Genomic DNA, 17,266 nt, shown 5'->3' on the forward strand with positions numbered 1-17,266 from the left:
CGATAATTTAATTGTTATTCCCCTTGATAAAGTAAATGATGGCAATTTACACCGTTATGGCTATCAAGCCACGGATGGTACTTTGGTTCGTTTTATTGTTATTAAAAAAAGTGAAAATGCTTATGGCGTTGGGTTTGATGCTTGTGATATTTGTGGTGCAAGTGGTTACTACCAACGTGGAAATCAGGTAGTCTGTATTTTGTGTGATGTAGTAATGAATATTGCAACGATTGGGTTTTCTGGTGGGTGTAATCCTGTGCCACTTAAGTATGAAATTATTGACGGTAATATGGTAATTCGCCCTGCAAATCTTGAAGCAGAAAAAAACCGTTTTAAATAAAGGCGAATTAAAAGGAATAGATTATGTTTTGCAGAATGTTACTGAGTGTATTAGTTCGCCAAAAAAAGAAACTCTTTCTTATTGCTTTAACGGTTGCTTTAGGTGTTTCGCTTGCTACTGCTATGCTAAATGTAATGTTTGACGTAGGTGATAAGGTGAATCAAGAGCTAAAAGCCTATGGTGCTAATCTCAATATCGTTCCTCGTGGTAGTGCTGTCATTAATGAAATGTACCAGCTTGATAACAATGATAGTGGGCAAGCTGTGCAGTATATTAAAGAAGAAGAACTTGTCAAAATTAAGATGATCTTTTGGGCTTATAATATTGTTGATTTTGCCGCTTTCCTAACAACTCAAGCGACATTTCATGATAAGCCAATTACGGTGGTAGGTACTTGGTTTAATAAACACCTTAATATTCCAACAGGTGATCAGGTTGATACGGGCATGTTAGCTATGAAATCATGGTGGACAATTGAAGGAAACACCATGACCGATGATAATTTGCAAGGAGCTATGGTGGGTGAATCTGTAGCCAAACAGTGGAATTTAAAGCTAGGCGATACCATAGATATTATCTCAATGCAAACCCACAAAAAGCTTACACTCACAGTGCACAATATTTTTCATAGCGGAGGTGTAGAAGATACGCAAATTTATGTATCATTGCCAGTTGCTCAAAATATTGCAGATAAATCAGGACTGGTTGAACGTGTTGAGGTGAGTGCATTAACCACCCCAGAAAATGAATTAGCGCGCAAAGCGGCGCAAGATCCTAATAGTTTATCTAGAACTGAGTGGGATACATGGTATTGCACAGCTTATATCAGCTCAATCGCTTATCAACTTGAAGAATTAATGCCTGATGTTAGAGTTAAAGCCATTATGCAAGTGGCTGAATCTGAAGGTTCGATTTTACAAAAAACACAATTACTAATGTTATTACTCACCATTTTGTCATTGATTTGTTCGGCGCTAGCGATTTCCAATTTAGTGACAGCTAACGTTATCGAGCGTAGTACCGAAATTGGTTTATTAAAAGCATTAGGTGCAACAAATATGGCAGTATCTTTGCTCATTTTTACTGAATTATTCCTTATTGCTTTTTTAGGTGGGGTTTTGGGATATTTTATCGGCATTGGTTTTGCTCAAATTATTGGTTATACAGTATTTGGGGCATTTGTTGAACCCAAAATATTGATTATTCCATTAACCATAATAATGGTCTTTTTAATTACGCTCTTGGGTAGTTTACCTGCACTTCGGATGATGATGTTTTTACGCCCAACTGATGTATTACATGGTCGATAAGGTGAAAGGAAGTTTCATGATCAATAAAAATAGGCGCTTTATAATTAAAACCGTGTTAAGTTCACTTATCCGTCGTCGGTCTCGTATTACCATTGCTTTGCTTGGCGTTGCTATTGGTGCAACAGTGCTTCTTGGTATGATCACACTTTGTTATGATATCCCAAGGCAAATGGGACAAGAGTTCCGTTCCTATGGTGCTAATCTTCTATTGTTACCTGCTAATAACCAGCCAACGGTAGCAATGACGGATGTTAATAACGCAGTGAGTTTTTTACCGAAAGATAAATTACTCGGCGTAACCCCGTTTCGTTATGCGTCAATTCGCAGTAATCAGCATCCTTATACTATTGTGGGCACTGACTTTAAACAAGTAACAAAAACTAGCCCTTATTGGCACATTGAAGGCGCATTGCCACAAAACCCACATGAAATAATGATTGGTATTGATATTGCTAATTTTGCTAACTTAAGCGTTGGTGGTACTATGCCAATTTCAGGTAAATCTAAGCAAAATTCACGTTTTGATGAGGATCTAAAAATAACTGGCATTGTTAAAACAGGACGAGCCGAAGATGGTTTTATTTTTATTGATTTACATGATTTACAACAACTATTAGAAGAAAATGAACAAGCCGAAGTGGTTGAAGTAAGCATTACGGCGACTGAAGCTGAGTTAAAGCAGTATATTGAAAATATCAAGCAACAATCCACTACAATAACACCGCATTTGATCAAATGGGTGACAAAATCTGAAACATCGGTACTTGGCAAATTGTCCTCATTACTTTATTTGGTCACTTTTGTGGTATTAGTACTAACGATGATTTGCGTGGCCACAACAATGATGACAGTGGTAATGGAGCGTCGTAAAGAAATTGGGCTTAAAAAGGCAATTGGAGCTAATAACCAAAGTATCGCCAAAGAATTTTTAGCTGAAGGGATCGTTTTAGGTATCCTTGGTGGCATTATTGGTGCAATTTGCGGGCTTATTTTTGCACAAATCATTAGTACCAATGTGTTTGGCCGTTCAATTATTATTGAGTTTTATCTGATTCCAACCACAGTTATTATCTCAGTGATAGTTACGGTAATTGCGTGTTTAATTCCAGTAAAACGAGCACTACAAGTCGAACCTGCGTTAGTTTTACGTGGCGAATAGGATATAAAGTATGAATATACTCGAAGTAAATAATGTGTCTAAAATTTATGGTTCACTACATGCACTGTCTGAAGTAAATTTAACAGTTGAAGAAGGTAAATGGTTATCAATTATGGGGCCATCTGGTAGCGGTAAAACAACTTTGATGAATATCATTGGTTGTATGGATAAACCTTCTCTTGGTTCGGTTATTTTAGACGGGCAAGATATTACTCAGCTTTCTTTGTCAGAATTAACTGAAATACGTCGAGACAAAATAGGTCTAATCTTTCAACAATTTCATTTAGTATCGTATTTAACCGCACTCGAAAATGTCATGCTTGCTCAGTATTATCATAGTATGGTCGACGAAAAAGAAGCCATGCAAGCGCTTGAACGTGTTGGGCTTGCAGCTCGTGCTAAACACTTACCAAGGCAGTTATCAGGTGGCGAGCAACAACGTGTTTGTATTGCTAGAGCATTGATTAATTATCCAAAATTAATTTTAGCCGATGAACCAACGGGTAATTTAGATGAAAGCAATGAAGCGATGGTCATGGACTTACTACATCAACTGCACGAAGAAGGCAGTACAATCATTGTGGTTACTCACTCACTAGAAGTGTCAAAACATGCACAAACCACCGTAGTACTAGAGCACGGCAAAGTCGCTCGTGTAATTAACAACTAACCAACAAAAGGTTGTCGTATATGAAAAACCGTCTTATTTCATCAAGTACCCTTATTATTATTGGCGTATTAATTATCTTATTTCCATTATATATATTGCCAGTTTGTCCACCGCCAGAGTCTGTTGTAACACCTGTTGACACTATGAGCCATAGTATGAGTAATGCAATGAACGGTGTTAGTGGTGAGCTTGCACATAGTGGACATATGCACGCTAGTACAGGAAAAATTATGAAATGTTTTTGGACAGCAAGGGCTGAAATTGGCATTGGTTGTTTAGTAATAGCCGTCGGAGCATTACTGCTGATTAGTCGTACGGCTTTTGTGAGAATAGGGTTAAGTATGGCGACAGCTTGCATATCGTTGTTAGCCGCTGCAATTCCAACGATCCTAATTGGCGTTTGTTCTAACGAAATGATGCGGTGCAATATGGGCTCTAAGCCTGCCTTAGTATTATTATCGGGTTTATTATTTATTGCCTCAGCAGTTAATATTTATTATTTAAATAAAAAAACAAAAAATCGATAGCCTTTGTTAGCAAACAAATACCATATTTATCTTTACCTGATATAGGTAAAGATAATATTCAAATCCAACAAGCAGGAAAGTCAATATGCACGAAAAACCGATTACCATGGCAAATTTAGCATGGCGAAATATTCAGCGGCGACCGTTTAGAAGTTGCTGTTTGATTGTCATCATTACGCTTTTTTCGGCGACGTTGTTTGGTGGAAGCATACTGATGAAAAATCTCAGCCTTGGTATTTCAGGCATGGCTAACAGGTTAGGTGCAGATATTCTTATTGTGCCTAATGGTTACGAAAAAAATATGGAGGTTGCCTTATTGCGTGGTGAACCGAGTACTTTTTATTTAAAAGTAGATTTGATTGATAAAATAAAAGGTATCAAAGGTATTGAGGCCATTTCACCTCAGCTATTTATTGCTTCATTAAATGCAGGATGTTGTTCGTCTAAAGTCCAATTAATTGGTTTTGAACAGCATACTGATTTTATAATTAAGCCTTGGTTACAATCACAACTTTCAGAGCCATTGACTGATAATCAAGTCGTTGTTGGTTCTAAAATTAGTTCTAATGTGGGGGATGAAATCTTATTTTTTAATCATCCTTTTAAAATTATTGCTAAAATGGATAGCACAGGGATGGGATTTGATACCTCTGTCTTTATGACTATGTCGGCAGCCCAATCATTAATGAAAAATGCAAAATTAATTGAAGGGGATGTTGACCATTTTGTTGATTATGCCTCGTCGATTTTCATTAAGGTCAATTCAGATTATCAACCTAAAGATATTGTTAATCAAATTATGCCCAGATACGCCATTGACTATAATATTGATTTTATTATGACCAAAGGTATGTTAAGTAATATATCAAAATGGTTAACTAGCTTTTCAACTATTGTATATAGCCTATCGGCTATTTTTTGGGTTTTAGCTATTATTGTGATTTTTGTGATATTTTCTTCAAGCTTAAATGAACGCAAGCGTGAAATTAGCTTATTACGAATATTAGGCGCTTCACGGCGTGATTTAGTCAAAATGTTGCTTCGTGAATCTTTAATTATTAGTGCATTAGGTGGAATTAGTGGCATTGTTATCGCCTCGGTATTACTTTATGCATTTAGCTTATTGATCTGCCAATCTATTGGTTTGCCGTGTGTAAATATCTCACTATTTGATGCATTATTATATGCAATTGTTGTTTTTATTCTTACGCTAATTATAGGACCTTTATCAAGTTCCTATAGTGCCTTATCAATGACTAAATTTGATACTTATAGCACCCTTAGAGAGGGCGAATAATGTTACTGAATGTTAAAAATCTACGCAAAGATTACACCAGAGGACAGCAAACCTTTTCTGCTGTGAATAATGTTAGTTTTTCAATGACAAAAGATGACTTTATTTGCATTATGGGAAAATCAGGCAGTGGTAAAACCACTTTACTAAATATGATTGCTGGTTTACTTACGCCAACACAAGGAAAAATCACTATTAATAATACAAATTTGTTTGAGCTTAATGATCAGCAAGTATCCGCCTTTCGCAATCAGCATATTGGTTATATTCCTCAAGGTAGCAGTTTACTGCCTAATTTAACCGCAATTGATAATATTCGACTGCCTTTTTATTTAACCAAGCGAGCAAATCAAAATTCCCTAAATGAAGCCAAAAGTCTGCTTGAAAAAGCTAAAATAAGCCATTTACAAGATGCATATCCAGCCCATATGTCAGGTGGTGAAATGCGCCGTATTGCGATATTGCGAGCACTGATTTGTAAACCACAAATCATTATTGCTGATGAGCCAACCAGTGATCTTGATGAAGAAAGCGCAACCGAAATTATGCAACTACTGTCTGAAATTCATCAACAAGGTACAGCATTATTAATTGTCACTCATGATCATGATGTTGCTTGTTATAGCCAAAAAATCATGAAAATGTCAGCAGGGCGATTTATTGATTAATGAGTTTATTTATTAACTGAATTGTTATATTAAAAGTGGATTACAACCCATTTCGATCATAATTTTATTGAGTTTTAATAATGGCAACCCAACTAATGAATTAATATCATCACCTTCAAGTTTATCAAACAGGGTGATGCCCAGTTCATCACATTTAAAACTACCAGCACATTGTAGTGGCTTCTCTTTGCTAATGTAGGCATCAATTTCTGAATCAGTTAAATGCCGAAAAGTCACCTTAAATGGTTCGCAAATAGTGGTTTGTTGTTGTGTTTTGGTATTAATTACTGTCATACCAGTATAAAAATAGAAAGCTTTACCGCTGCTTTGTCGAAGCTGTTTACGGGCATTATCAATTGTATGCGGTTTGCAAACAATATTACCGTCTAACACACCAACTTGATCAGAGCCAATAATTAAACTATCAGCAAACTGCGTCGCTAATGATTGGGCTTTAAGTTTAGCTAGCCGAACCACCAATTGCTGAGCTGATTCGCCGACTAGTGGTGTTTCATCGCATACAGGCGGTACACACTCAAAAGGGATAGCTAATTTTTCAAGCACTTTTTTACGGGATACAGATGTTGATGCTAATATGATTCTCATTTTAATTATCTCTTAAAATCCAAGCTGAAGGATGCGCATTAAAACCGATATGACCATAATAATCAACTGCTTGTGGCGCTGCTAGCAGAGTAATTGAACATGATTTGTCAGTATTGTTTTTCACTTCTTTAAATTAATTGCTTTCCGATGCCTTGTCGTTGATAATTTTCATCCACCGCGAGATCTGCCAAATAGGTGATATAAACAAAATCCGTTAAACAACGCGCGATGCCAATCAATTTATCATCATGCCAAGCAGTTACCACCAAATTCGCATTATCTAACATAGCTTGAAAGCGTACGGTATCGGTAAGTGGACGACGTTTGCCTAATGAACAATGACGATAAAGGGTGGTGGCTTGTTCTAGTGTCGGTTTGACATCAGAACGATAAATAATGCAATTCATGTTGATCTCCATCATAAAACGAATAAAAATAATTAAGGATTACATTTAAAATTAGTATCATACTAGCTAGGTAAAACCTGTTTTAGTTTCGCTGAATATATAATCTAATCTATAACAAAGCAAGGAGGGAGTTATGTACAAAAAAATTTTAGTTCCTATCGATGTGCTTGAAGATGAATTAACTAAAAAAGTCATTCCACATGTAGAGTGCTTAGCCAGATTGTCTAATGCTGAAGTCATCTTTTTTCATGCCTTGCCTGTTTCATCGGCTATTATCAATGCTTACTCTTTTGGATTTGATGAATTTAAAGATCATGCAACAGTACAAACAGAACAATATCTTCATCAATTAATGGATTCGATTAATTTACCGCATGAACATTTATCGTTTTCTATCGCATTTGGTCATCCAAGAGATGAGATCCTTGCATTAGCTGACGAAATCAAACCAGACTTAATAATTTTAGGCTCACGTCGTCCTAATATTTCAACGCATCTTTTAGGCTCTAATGCTTCAGGGGTTGTGCGTGGAGCTAAAACGGCGGTGCTTGTGGTTCGGTAAATTTAGTATTATCTATTGGTACATAGCTAAAAAAGTAAATATAAAACAAGCAACTTTTAGAGAAGTTGTTCAAATTCATTTAAAAAGCTGTTTGTGGATCATAATGATAAAATTACCAATATTTAAGATGACTAAAATATATCAAAATTGTTCATAAAAGGTATTGATTTTATTTTATTTTTATTTAAAAGGTAGAAGGTAAAACTTATGGAAAGTAATCTAGTTTTTGTTTATTACTGATGCGTAACGTTAGATCTGTAATAGCAATAATTAATGCTGAACGGATCATTTGTTGATAACGGTTTTGGTACATTGATGATTTTAAACCATCTACAATTCCTGCTTTTTTTTCACATTCTTGTTGTGGATTCCAATTGGGTGGTAGAACCATATCATGCAATAGACTAATTGGGCCTAAAATTTCATCATCAAGGAAAGTATATTTTTTTTCATCATTATCTAATTCATCTAAAACAGCCATAAGCAGTTCTATATCTTCAAATTCTTCACGAGTAATGATACCTAGAGCATATAATAGTTTTAGGCACACTGAGATATCATTGAGAGGTCCATTTTTACCCACCAATGAGGGAATAACAAATTTTATGGCGTGAGGCTCTTTTCGGAAGACTTTAAGAATCAATTTGTTGACATTATCATTAATCAATTTAATGGCAACTTTTAGCAAGCTGTGAATATCAGCTTGCTGGTTAAGTTTTTCTAATATTATATCTTCTTGTAATATCGATTCTGGCATTGAGAATTAGACAAATTGATGATCTTGCATTGCAGTATAAATTTCTTCAACCTTCATAACAATAGAATTATTAACGTCAATACCAGAGATTTCACAAAAAGCTTGTTTAACGCCTTTTTCAGTAATGAGTTTTTCTAGTTTAACTGCTTGCTCATCATCATTATTACGATAGTTAAGCGCAGCAGCAACTCCAATTAGTAAGTTAGTATTTTTAACTTGATATTCAAAGGTGCCAAGTAATGGTTTTATTAAACGATCGTCTGGGCCTAATTTACGAATTGGCTGACGACCAACACGTGCAGTATCATCCTGTAAATAAGGATTTTCAAAGCGGGATAATATTTTTTCAATATATGCCATGTGTTTTTGCTCATCAAAATTGTAACGTTTGATAAGTACTAACCCGCTCTCTTCCATGGCTCCGCGTACAATTAAACGAATACGTTCGTCTAAAATTGCATTACGTATTGTGCCAATACCATTATAAAATCCTAAATAAGCAGTTATTGCGTGACCAGTATTAAGTGTAAATAACTTACGTTCCACAAAAGCCATTAAATTATCAACGGGTTGCATGCCTTTAATAATTGGAATAATACCTACAAATTGTGTTTCATCAACAATCCATTCCGAGAAAGTCTCAACAGTCACTTCTAGTATATCGCCTGTTTTTGATGTTGCAGGTGGTACAATACGATCCACCGCAGAATCGACAAAACCGATATGGGTGTTTGTCCATTGCTGAAGTTCTTCTGGTAGCGCTTTAAAGATTTCTTGTTTAAATTGGCTGGTACCTCGTACCATGTTTTCACAAGCAATAATATTAAGTGGCTTACTGTTACCTCGATTATGTCTTGCAATAATTCCTTGGGCAATCGTTGGAGCAATACGCGCTAAAATTTGTGGACCAACGGCAGTGGTGAGTAAATCAACGCTGGCAATATAATCGATCACTTCATTAGAGGTGCTATTAATTCCATCAACATTTTTAACTATCTCAGTGGTAGATTGCTCGCCAACAACATTTACCTGATATTCATGACGAGTGGCGATGGCATCAATAATTTCCTGATTGACATCAGCAAATGTAACTTGTACACCAGCATCGGATAGTAATTTGCCGATAAAACCTCGTCCAATGTTACCTGCGCCAAAGTGTAGTGCTTGCATAATAATAATCCTTAACTTTATAATTTAATTTGAAATATTTTACTCTATTTCCCGTGTAAAGCGGGAAATAGAAATAGGTTAACTTAGTATTGCTAAAACTTCTTCAATATTATTTGTCGTTGCTAATTTTGCAATAATAGTTTCATCATCTAATGCATTAGTCAGTTTTGCTATGACATCAAGATGTTCATTATTGTGAGCAGCAATACCAATCACAATTTTTGCTTTATCATCTTCTTCATCACCAAATTGAACCCCAGCAGGGTATTGGCAAAATACGATACCAGTTTTAATAACATCGTCTTTTGATTCAATAGTGCCATGTGGAACGGCTATTGATTCTCCTAAATAAGTTGATGTTAATTTTTCACGCTCTAGCATTGCTTCAATGTAAGTTGGTGTGACATAACCATTATCAACCAATTTTTGCCCTGCAAAACGAATTGCTTCTTCTTTATTTTTAGCGGTTAACCCTAAAAAGATATTTTGTTGTGATAATTTAAATAGAGGAATATTATCAGTCGATTGATTGCTTATAGGCACTGTTTCACTTGCTTCATTATTTGCTTGAGAGCTTAAAAGATCCGCCACGAGTTGGCTATATAATTGACTATCTAAAAAGTTAGTTAATGAAATATGATGTGCATTTGGTGCGTGTTGTTTTGCTCGATCGGTTAAGTCTTTATGTGTAATAACAATGTCAACATCATCAGGCAGATTATTAATTGCTACATTAGTGACAAAAATATCCAAATCTGCATCTTGAACTTTTTTGCGTAATACTCCTGCGCCCATAGCACTTGATCCCATTCCTGCATCACAAGCTACTATGATTTTTTTCACTTTAGCAAGATCAAGTGTACCATTTGCAATTCCTTTTGATTCATTTTTCATTGCAGAAATATTCGATTTTGCATCTTCAAGGCTTTTATCTGCTTCTTTGGTGGTTTTTAATAAAATAGCGGAAACGATAAAAGTAACCATTGTTGCTGCAATGACAGAAATAATTACGCCAAACATTGATGATTTTGGAGTGACCGCAAGAACGGCGATGATTGATCCTGGCGATGCTGGTGAACTTAATCCAGCACCAAATAGTGTTAAAGTAAATACGCCAGTCATTCCACCTAAAATTACTGCAATAATAAGGCGAGGGTTCATTAATACATACGGGAAATAAATTTCATGAATTCCCCCAAAGAAATGAATGATTGCTGCGCCACTGGCTGAACTTTTTGCGGAACCTTTACCAAGCAACATATAAGCAAGTAATAAACCTAATCCAGGACCAGGATTTGCTTCGATTAAAAAGAAAATAGATTGAGAATGCTCTGCTGCTTGTTGAATACCTAATGGTGAAAATATACCGTGGTTAATTGCATTATTTAAGAAAAGAATCTTGGCAGGTTCAATAATAATTGAAGTTAAAGGTAGTAAGTTATGCTCAACTAGGAAATTAACAGCAAGAGTTAATTTACTTGATGCAACAACGACAGAAGGTCCAATTGCAAAAAAAGAAAGCAACGCAAGTAGCATGCCAATAATACCAGCTGAAAAATTATTGACTAACATTTCAAAGCCACTTTTGACTTTTCCGTCTATGGTTTTATCAAATTGTTTTATTACCCAGCCACCAAGAGGTCCGACTATCATAGCACCTAAGAACATCGGAATATCTGCACCAACAATGACCCCCATTGTCGTAATTGCACCGACAACGGCGCCTCGTTCACCGTGAACTAATTTACCGCCAGTATAACCAATCAACAGTGGTAATAAGTAAGTGATCATCGGGCTAACTAACTTGGCAATGGTTTCGTTTGGGTACCAGCCCGTTGGAATAAAAATAGCGGTAATAAATCCCCAAGCAATAAATGCGCCGATATTTGGCATGACCATATTACTTAAAAATCGTCCAAAATTTTGAACTTTTAATTTGATGTTTGAACTTGTCATAATATAAAACTTTCCTTATTGATTGATATAATCATGCTGTTATTGTAGAAGGATTTAGTTATTCAATTCATTAAAAAAAATTGATAATTGTGATGAGTATCACATTGTTAAAGTGGGTCTATTTTTTATTTTTGTGATTAAGATCACTCTTCTGGAAGGTGGTAAGAGAAAAATATACTAAAACGTATAGTTTCCTGAAACTTTTTTACAAGATTGAATTTTATTATTAGTGATTACTGCTTATATATTATTTAGCAAATTGTAACTATCTCCTAAAACAGTACAACAAACTTTCTGATTATTAATAAACTAACCCAATATTCATCTAACTAATATCAGCCTTTATTTCCCACTATTGCAATTAGTCGGTATAATGCCAGCAATTTTATTGTTAAGTGAGTTATGCATGAAAACGCTATTTGCCAGCACGTCTCGTGGGCTTGAAGAGTTATTAAAAAAAGAGTTAGAACAAATTGGTGCAATTAATTGTAAAATTGCGCAAGGTGGTGTTTATTTTGATGCCGATGAAAGAACGCTATATCAATCATTATTATGGTCGCGTTTGGCATCTCGCATTTTACTACCTATTGCCGAGTTCGATATCTATAGCGATTTGGATATGTACTCTTGTGTGTTTAATATTAAATGGCCAGATATTTTTGCTGTTGATAACTCTTTCGTGATTAATTTTGTTGGCGTAAACGAATTTATCCGTAATAGTCAATATGGTGCGCTAAAGATCAAAGATGCGATTGTTGATCACTTTTTGCGTCATACTAATGAACGTCCTAATGTAGCAAAACAAGATCCCGATATTCGACTTCATGCTTATTTAAATAAAAACCGTGTCACACTATCTTTAGATCTAAGTGGTAATAGTTTACATGAGCGTGGTTATCGAGAGCAAACAGGAAAAGCCCCACTAAAAGAAAGCGTAGCAGCAGCTATTATTATGCGTTCTGGTTGGAAAATAACTGAGCCATTGCTCGATCCGATGTGTGGTTCAGGTACATTACTAATTGAAGCGGCAATGATCGCATCACAAATCCCTCCTGGTTTACATCGTAAACAGTGGGGATTTTTTGCTTGGAAAGGCTTTAACCCGACATTGTGGAACGAATTGCTTTTCACCGCAAAACATAACGTATCTAAAACAAACACTGCATTTATCGGTTATGATAATAATGCGACGGTACTTGAACGAGCTAAACAAAATGCTCTTCAAGCAGGTGTGGGGGATTTAATTACATTTTCGATGCAAGATGTGACACAACTGACCAATCCATTGCCAACTGAAACGGTAGGCATGATCATCAGTAATCCACCTTATGGAGAACGCTTAGAAAGTGAACCTGCGCTTATTGCTTTGCATACGGCACTTGGTCGACAAATCAAACAAAATTTTGGTGGATGGCGTTTATCATTATTTAGCGGTGCGCCGCAATTGTTAGATTGCTTACAAATGAGAGCAGAAAGACAATTCAAAGCAAAAAATGGCCCTCTCGACTGTATACAAAAAAATTATGTCATTGCTAAGCGTAATGCTGAAGAAGCAATCACAAATTCTACTATGCCTGCGGCTGATTTTGCTAACCGATTACGCAAAAATAAACAAAAGTTAGAAAAATGGGCTGCTCAAGAACAACTGGAATGTTATCGGCTTTATGATGCAGATTTGCCTGAATACAATGTCGCTATCGATCGTTATAAAGATAAAATAGTGATGCAAGAATACGCAGCGCCGAAAAACATCGATCCACAAAAAACTCGCCAACGGCTTTTTGATACTATAAATGCCACCATGTCAGTGCTTGAGCTTACCGCCGATCAGTTAGTATTAAAAACAAGAGAAAAGCAAAAAGGCAAACAGCAATACCAAAAACTAGGACAAAAACAGGACTATTTTTTAGTCCATGAATACCCGATTAATCAGCGCAAAACCGCATTTTGGGTTAATGTGACCGATTATTTAGATACAGGATTGTTTTTAGATCATCGCTTAGCACGAAAAATGATTGGTGAAATGAGTGCAGGAAAAAACTTTCTAAACCTATTTGCCTATACAGGTAGTGCAACGGTTTATGCTGGACTTGGCGGAGCAAAATCAACCACCACGGTTGATATGTCTCGCACCTATTTAGAATGGGCAGATCGTAATTTAAAACAAAATGGTTTAACAGGTAAAAAACATCGATTAATTCAGGCGGATTGTTTACTCTATTTATCTCAAGCTGATGAGCAATTCGATTTAATTTTTATCGATCCGCCAACATTTTCAAACTCAAAACGCATGAACGATACCTTTGATGTTCAGCGTGATCATCTAAAATTGATGTCCGATTTAAAACGCTTGTTACGCCCTAATGGAACAATTATCTTTTCGAATAATAAGCGTGGTTTTAAAATGGATAGTATCGGTATGCAAAACCTAGGGCTAACCTATCAAGAAATTACCAATAAAACGCTATCGCTTGATTTTAAGCGCAATAAACAAATTCACTGCTGTTTTATTGTAAAACATCAATAAACATAAAACCGCCATAAGGCGGTTAATTTATTAAAATTATGACAAAATAAAACATTCAACAAAATTAAAAACTTTACTGAGCATTTTTAATCAAAATTAAACCATTTCAGCTAGGTTTGATTTTGCAAATACCCCATTTTTAGCACAAAACTCACATAGAAAATTAAGCTGCCTGTTTTAATGTTTTATACTCGATCGGCGTCATATTATTTAGTGCTTCATGAGGCCATTCGGTGTTATAAATCGTTAACCATTCTTCGGTTATTCTCCTTGCTTGCGCTAGGTTGTTAAAAAGATATAAATCTAACACTTCAGTTCGATAAGTCCGATTAAATCGTTCAATGTAACCATTTTGATAAGGGCTACCGGGTTTGATGTAATCTATAGTTATACCATGTGTTTTTGCCCAATTAGTAAACGTGTTTCCGGTGAATTCTGGTCCATTATCGACTCGTATTTTTAATGGATACCAATTATATTCGGCCAGTTTATCTAAGTAACGGGTAATCCTTCCTGCTGGTAAGCTTATTGCAATATCAATCCCTAACGCCTCACGATTAAAGTCATCGATGACATTGAATGTCCTAAAGCGACGTTAATTACGGCTACTGTCACTCATAAAATCCATTGACCAACATTCACCTTGTTTATTAGGAGCCAATAGCTTTTCTGGAGTTCGTGGGGGGATACGTTTTTTACGTTTTACTCTGAGATTAAGCTTCAATTCACAATACACCCGATACACCCGTTTATGATTCCATTTATAGCCGAGCTTTCTGATACGATTAAAGCATTTAGGAAAGCCCCAGCGCAAATGCCGGTCAGTGATAGCATTCAACACCGAAACAATCACCGAATCATCCGGTAACTTAGGTTGATAATAGTAAGCACAACGGCTTAAGCCAACAATGGCACAACTCATAGCAATAGTAACCGAATGATTTTGTTGTCGTTGCTGTGCCCACGTTTTACGTGCTTTTGTGGGCACTACAGCTTTTTTATGATTTCTTCCTGAAGCTGGGATTTTAAGCTCAGTTCGGCAAACATCTGTTTAAGCTTACGGTTTTCAGCCTCAAACTCCTTTAAGCGTTTGATATCCGAAGTTTCCATTCCGCCGTATTTTTCCCGCCATTTATAGAAAGTTGAATTACCCATGCCATATTTACGGCAGATTTCCTTGACAGGAATACCTGCTTCAGCTTCTTTTAAAATAGCGACGATTTGATGTTCAGTCATTTTTTTCATAATTAAATCCCCTTTTACTTTTATCATAGAGAATCTTCTACTTTTTTGCTGTACTATTTTAGGGGATAGTTACATTATCAATGCAGAATCTACAACTGAGTAATTTGTATTTTTAAAATCTAGTAACACTTTTTTTTAAGTTTTTCATCATAAGCAAAAAATTTTTTGCTGAATGGCTACTGAAAATCTCGTTAGAAAATTCAGTTTCATCTGCTGGTCGTAGTGAATAGTTTCTTAAACATAACTCTATATTTGCATTTGGATAATGATCTGATAAATGATTAGTTATCTCTGCTGCACTTTGTCCAGATCCTATAACTAAGAATTTATAATCTGAATTTTTATCATTAAATTCATGTTCCAAATTATTTAAAAAATCATTGGAATGCATTATTTTTTTATTTTTTTATTTTTTTCATCTAAGAAAATTCCCACGGGTATATTTTTAGTTATGCCTGTTGCTAATGAAATATTTTTTGCATACAATTTGCTGATTGTTTTATTATTATCTTCAATGCAAATTTCTAAATGATCAATTAAATGACCATCATAAATGGGATTAATACTTACAACTTTATGACCATATAAAACATAATCATTAAAGTGATTTGCTGCCCATTTTAAATAGTCGTTATACTCCAGTCTACTAGGGAAAAAGTTTCTTAAATTTGCAAAGCCTTCTAAACGATCTGATGAAAATAGATAATTCAAGAATGTATACTTGCTAGTAGGATTCCTTAATGTTGCTAAATATTTAAAAAAAGATATTTACATATCCGCTTCCGGAAGTAACATTTCAGGATGCCAGCCAAACTCGCTTTTACTTTCAATAAATTTAATTTGTAAGCCATCTTTGTTTAACATACCAGCGTCATCCATAGCAACCGCCACTGAAAGATTTGCCGGTCCAAATCCAACTCCAACAGAATCATAAATTTTCATATATCATTCCTTATGTAGTTTTAAAAAATAGTATATAAATTGATCATCAATTTTATAATTTAATTTTTCATACAGAGCTCTAGCTTTGTGGTTTTCGATTGATGTGCATAATGAAATTCCATTATATGTAGAATTATTAGCAAAGCTTCTTACTTTTTCCATTAATTGGGTTGCAATACCGTACCTTCTGTAGCTTTTTATAATATATAAGTCATTCAAAATTATAGTTGGTGATATGGATAAAGAAGAATATGAAAAATATAGCTGTACGAAACCACATGCTATTTTATTGTCGTAGGCAAGAAAAATTATTGAATCATTGTTGATCAATCTTTCTTTAATGAATTTTTTTGATTCAGAATTACAATCCTCAATACCATAAAACTCTCGATATTCAGAAAAAAGTAATGATATATCATCAAGCTCGTTTAATGTTCCTTGTATTATATTAAATGGAATATTCATATGTTTATAATCCCTCATAATGCCATTTAGATAACAATCATCATAATATTAAACGGGTTATATATTTTATTCAATGTTTTATTTTTAATAACATAGATTAATATTTTAAGGTTGTACTCTTCATATTTCTTCAGAATGGATCTTAATTCTAACAAAAAATTAAACAGGACGGTGAAATTACGGGCTCTTTTGATTTGGCACTTGCTCTTGATATTACTGATTTAAATACCCAAAAAGTGAAACCTGAGCTTATGAAAATACATATGTAACTATCCCCTGGATCGGCTACACTAATTCATACAACTTTTTTAAGGGGTAAGGTAAACTTATCACAACTAAAAAAGGAACAAATATGAATAAGATTAAACGCAAAAGACGAACATTCACAGATGATTTTAAACACCAAATGGTCAGTCTTTATCAACATGGTAAATCACGTAGTGAAATCGTTGCAGAATATGATTTGACGCCATCAGCATTGGACCGTTGGATAACGCAATCAAGCCAAAGTGGCTCATTTAAAACAAAAGATAATCGCAGTCCACAAGAACAAGAGCTAATCGCGTTGCGTAAAGAGCTTAAACAGCTGCGTATGGAAAACGATATTCTAAAGCAAGCAGCACTGATAATAGGGCGAAAATCGCTATCCTAAAAGCAAATC

General features: G+C 35.1%; 18 protein-coding genes and 2 pseudogenes. 10 read left to right on the forward strand and 10 right to left on the reverse strand.

From position 1 onward, the window contains the following. Positions 1-16: 16 nt before the first annotated feature. The 7 genes from A9G35_RS08970 (at position 17) to A9G35_RS09000 (ending at position 5,968) form a co-directional block, all read left to right on the forward strand. Positions 17-340, forward strand: coding sequence for a Fe-S-containing protein (locus A9G35_RS08970; protein WP_255306018.1), 324 nt, complete (start codon positions 17-19; stop codon positions 338-340). 23 nt (positions 341-363) lie between these two features. Continuing rightward, a complete protein-coding gene (locus A9G35_RS08975; RefSeq protein WP_065636562.1) occupies positions 364-1,650 on the forward strand; it encodes an ABC transporter permease in 1,287 nt (428 codons plus the stop codon). A gap of 16 nt (positions 1,651-1,666) precedes the next feature. After that, positions 1,667-2,809: an ABC transporter permease gene (locus A9G35_RS08980; RefSeq protein ID WP_065636563.1), complete on the forward strand. Its 1,143-nt coding sequence runs from the start codon at positions 1,667-1,669 to the stop codon at positions 2,807-2,809. A 10-nt stretch (positions 2,810-2,819) separates the two neighbouring features. Continuing rightward, entirely contained in the window at positions 2,820-3,479 is a 660-nt protein-coding gene (locus A9G35_RS08985; protein WP_065636564.1) for an ABC transporter ATP-binding protein, read from the forward strand. Between the two features lie 20 nt (positions 3,480-3,499). Then, entirely contained in the window at positions 3,500-4,006 is a 507-nt protein-coding gene (locus A9G35_RS08990; protein WP_065636565.1) for a DUF4418 family protein, read from the forward strand. An 85-nt stretch (positions 4,007-4,091) separates the two neighbouring features. Continuing rightward, a complete protein-coding gene (locus tag A9G35_RS08995; protein WP_065636566.1) occupies positions 4,092-5,303 on the forward strand; it encodes an ABC transporter permease in 1,212 nt (403 codons plus the stop codon). Continuing rightward, positions 5,303-5,968, forward strand: coding sequence for an ABC transporter ATP-binding protein (locus A9G35_RS09000; RefSeq protein WP_065636567.1), 666 nt, complete (start codon positions 5,303-5,305; stop codon positions 5,966-5,968). Before A9G35_RS08995 ends, A9G35_RS09000 begins: the two co-directional genes overlap by 1 nt. Positions 5,969-5,992: 24 nt before the next feature. On the opposite strand, the gene A9G35_RS09005 is transcribed toward A9G35_RS09000, so the two are convergent. From A9G35_RS09005 to A9G35_RS09010, 3 genes are read right to left on the reverse strand one after another with little or no spacing between them, the layout of a single operon-like run. Then, positions 5,993-6,574, reverse strand: coding sequence for a Maf family protein (locus tag A9G35_RS09005; RefSeq protein ID WP_065561311.1), 582 nt, complete (start codon positions 6,572-6,574; stop codon positions 5,993-5,995). A gap of 1 nt (position 6,575) precedes the next feature. Continuing rightward, positions 6,576-6,698, reverse strand: a complete 123-nt coding sequence (locus tag A9G35_RS13940; RefSeq protein ID WP_255306016.1) for a hypothetical protein — start codon at positions 6,696-6,698, stop codon at positions 6,576-6,578. A gap of 4 nt (positions 6,699-6,702) precedes the next feature. Continuing rightward, the gene (locus tag A9G35_RS09010) at positions 6,703-6,981 is read right to left on the reverse strand and encodes a GNAT family N-acetyltransferase (protein ID WP_218057248.1); all 279 of its coding nucleotides are present in this window, start codon (positions 6,979-6,981) and stop codon (positions 6,703-6,705) included. A gap of 133 nt (positions 6,982-7,114) precedes the next feature. Between A9G35_RS09010 and A9G35_RS09015 the strand changes: the two genes are divergently transcribed. Then, complete coding sequence (locus A9G35_RS09015; RefSeq protein WP_065636568.1) at positions 7,115-7,543, forward strand: universal stress protein; 429 nt, start codon at positions 7,115-7,117, stop codon at positions 7,541-7,543. A gap of 205 nt (positions 7,544-7,748) precedes the next feature. On the opposite strand, the gene A9G35_RS09020 is transcribed toward A9G35_RS09015, so the two are convergent. From A9G35_RS09020 to A9G35_RS09030, 3 genes are all read right to left on the reverse strand, one after another. After that, on the reverse strand, positions 7,749-8,300 hold the full coding sequence (locus A9G35_RS09020) for an MltR family transcriptional regulator (protein WP_065636569.1): 552 nt from the start codon (positions 8,298-8,300) through the stop codon (positions 7,749-7,751). A gap of 6 nt (positions 8,301-8,306) precedes the next feature. Further along, positions 8,307-9,470: a mannitol-1-phosphate 5-dehydrogenase gene (locus A9G35_RS09025; RefSeq protein ID WP_065636570.1), complete on the reverse strand. Its 1,164-nt coding sequence runs from the start codon at positions 9,468-9,470 to the stop codon at positions 8,307-8,309. Positions 9,471-9,548: 78 nt separating this feature from the next. Continuing rightward, positions 9,549-11,426 (reverse strand): PTS mannitol transporter subunit IICBA, encoded by a 1,878-nt coding sequence (locus tag A9G35_RS09030; protein ID WP_065636571.1) that lies wholly within the window; start codon positions 11,424-11,426, stop codon positions 9,549-9,551. Positions 11,427-11,832: 406 nt separating this feature from the next. Here A9G35_RS09030 and rlmKL point away from each other — a divergent pair, with 406 nt between their 5' ends. Further along, a complete protein-coding gene (gene rlmKL, locus A9G35_RS09035) occupies positions 11,833-13,953 on the forward strand; it encodes a bifunctional 23S rRNA (guanine(2069)-N(7))-methyltransferase RlmK/23S rRNA (guanine(2445)-N(2))-methyltransferase RlmL (RefSeq protein ID WP_065636593.1) in 2,121 nt (706 codons plus the stop codon). A gap of 163 nt (positions 13,954-14,116) precedes the next feature. On the opposite strand, the pseudogene A9G35_RS09040 reads toward rlmKL, so the two are convergent. The 4 genes and pseudogenes from A9G35_RS09040 to A9G35_RS09060 form a co-directional block, all read right to left on the reverse strand. After that, a pseudogene (locus A9G35_RS09040) lies at positions 14,117-15,198 on the reverse strand (IS3 family transposase). A gap of 112 nt (positions 15,199-15,310) precedes the next feature. After that, positions 15,311-15,589: a SidA/IucD/PvdA family monooxygenase gene (locus A9G35_RS09050; RefSeq protein ID WP_065636572.1), complete on the reverse strand. Its 279-nt coding sequence runs from the start codon at positions 15,587-15,589 to the stop codon at positions 15,311-15,313. Next, positions 15,589-16,140 (reverse strand): annotated as a pseudogene (locus A9G35_RS09055) (SidA/IucD/PvdA family monooxygenase). Before A9G35_RS09055 ends, A9G35_RS09050 begins: the two are co-directional and overlap by 1 nt. Positions 16,141-16,143: 3 nt before the next feature. After that, a complete protein-coding gene (locus A9G35_RS09060) occupies positions 16,144-16,605 on the reverse strand; it encodes a GNAT family N-acetyltransferase (RefSeq protein ID WP_065568756.1) in 462 nt (153 codons plus the stop codon). A gap of 352 nt (positions 16,606-16,957) precedes the next feature. On the opposite strand from A9G35_RS09060, the gene A9G35_RS09065 reads away from it, so the two are divergent. Continuing rightward, the gene (locus A9G35_RS09065; protein WP_065585449.1) at positions 16,958-17,257 is read left to right on the forward strand and encodes a transposase; all 300 of its coding nucleotides are present in this window, start codon (positions 16,958-16,960) and stop codon (positions 17,255-17,257) included. Positions 17,258-17,266 lie beyond the last annotated feature (9 nt).

It is taken from the genome of Gilliamella sp. Choc5-1 (assembly GCF_001690595.1).
GTDB lineage: Bacteria > Pseudomonadota > Gammaproteobacteria > Enterobacterales > Orbaceae > Gilliamella > Gilliamella apicola_M.

Coding starts and splice junctions, on each gene's coding strand:
- rlmKL (WP_065636593.1), top strand. CDS start 11,833: ATGAAAACGCTATTTGCCAGCACGTCTCGTGGGCTTGAAGAGTTATTA.
- A9G35_RS09065 (WP_065585449.1), top strand. CDS start 16,958: ATGAATAAGATTAAACGCAAAAGACGAACATTCACAGATGATTTTAAA.
- A9G35_RS08985 (WP_065636564.1), top strand. CDS start 2,820: ATGAATATACTCGAAGTAAATAATGTGTCTAAAATTTATGGTTCACTA.
- A9G35_RS09060 (WP_065568756.1), bottom strand. CDS start 16,605: ATGAATATTCCATTTAATATAATACAAGGAACATTAAACGAGCTTGAT.
- A9G35_RS08995 (WP_065636566.1), top strand. CDS start 4,092: ATGCACGAAAAACCGATTACCATGGCAAATTTAGCATGGCGAAATATT.
- A9G35_RS08975 (WP_065636562.1), top strand. CDS start 364: ATGTTTTGCAGAATGTTACTGAGTGTATTAGTTCGCCAAAAAAAGAAA.
- A9G35_RS09015 (WP_065636568.1), top strand. CDS start 7,115: ATGTACAAAAAAATTTTAGTTCCTATCGATGTGCTTGAAGATGAATTA.
- A9G35_RS09050 (WP_065636572.1), bottom strand. CDS start 15,589: ATGCATTCCAATGATTTTTTAAATAATTTGGAACATGAATTTAATGAT.
- A9G35_RS09010 (WP_218057248.1), bottom strand. CDS start 6,981: ATGAATTGCATTATTTATCGTTCTGATGTCAAACCGACACTAGAACAA.
- A9G35_RS09005 (WP_065561311.1), bottom strand. CDS start 6,574: ATGAGAATCATATTAGCATCAACATCTGTATCCCGTAAAAAAGTGCTT.
- A9G35_RS09020 (WP_065636569.1), bottom strand. CDS start 8,300: ATGCCAGAATCGATATTACAAGAAGATATAATATTAGAAAAACTTAAC.
- A9G35_RS08990 (WP_065636565.1), top strand. CDS start 3,500: ATGAAAAACCGTCTTATTTCATCAAGTACCCTTATTATTATTGGCGTA.
- A9G35_RS08980 (WP_065636563.1), top strand. CDS start 1,667: ATGATCAATAAAAATAGGCGCTTTATAATTAAAACCGTGTTAAGTTCA.
- A9G35_RS09000 (WP_065636567.1), top strand. CDS start 5,303: ATGTTACTGAATGTTAAAAATCTACGCAAAGATTACACCAGAGGACAG.
- A9G35_RS09025 (WP_065636570.1), bottom strand. CDS start 9,470: ATGCAAGCACTACACTTTGGCGCAGGTAACATTGGACGAGGTTTTATC.
- A9G35_RS09030 (WP_065636571.1), bottom strand. CDS start 11,426: ATGACAAGTTCAAACATCAAATTAAAAGTTCAAAATTTTGGACGATTT.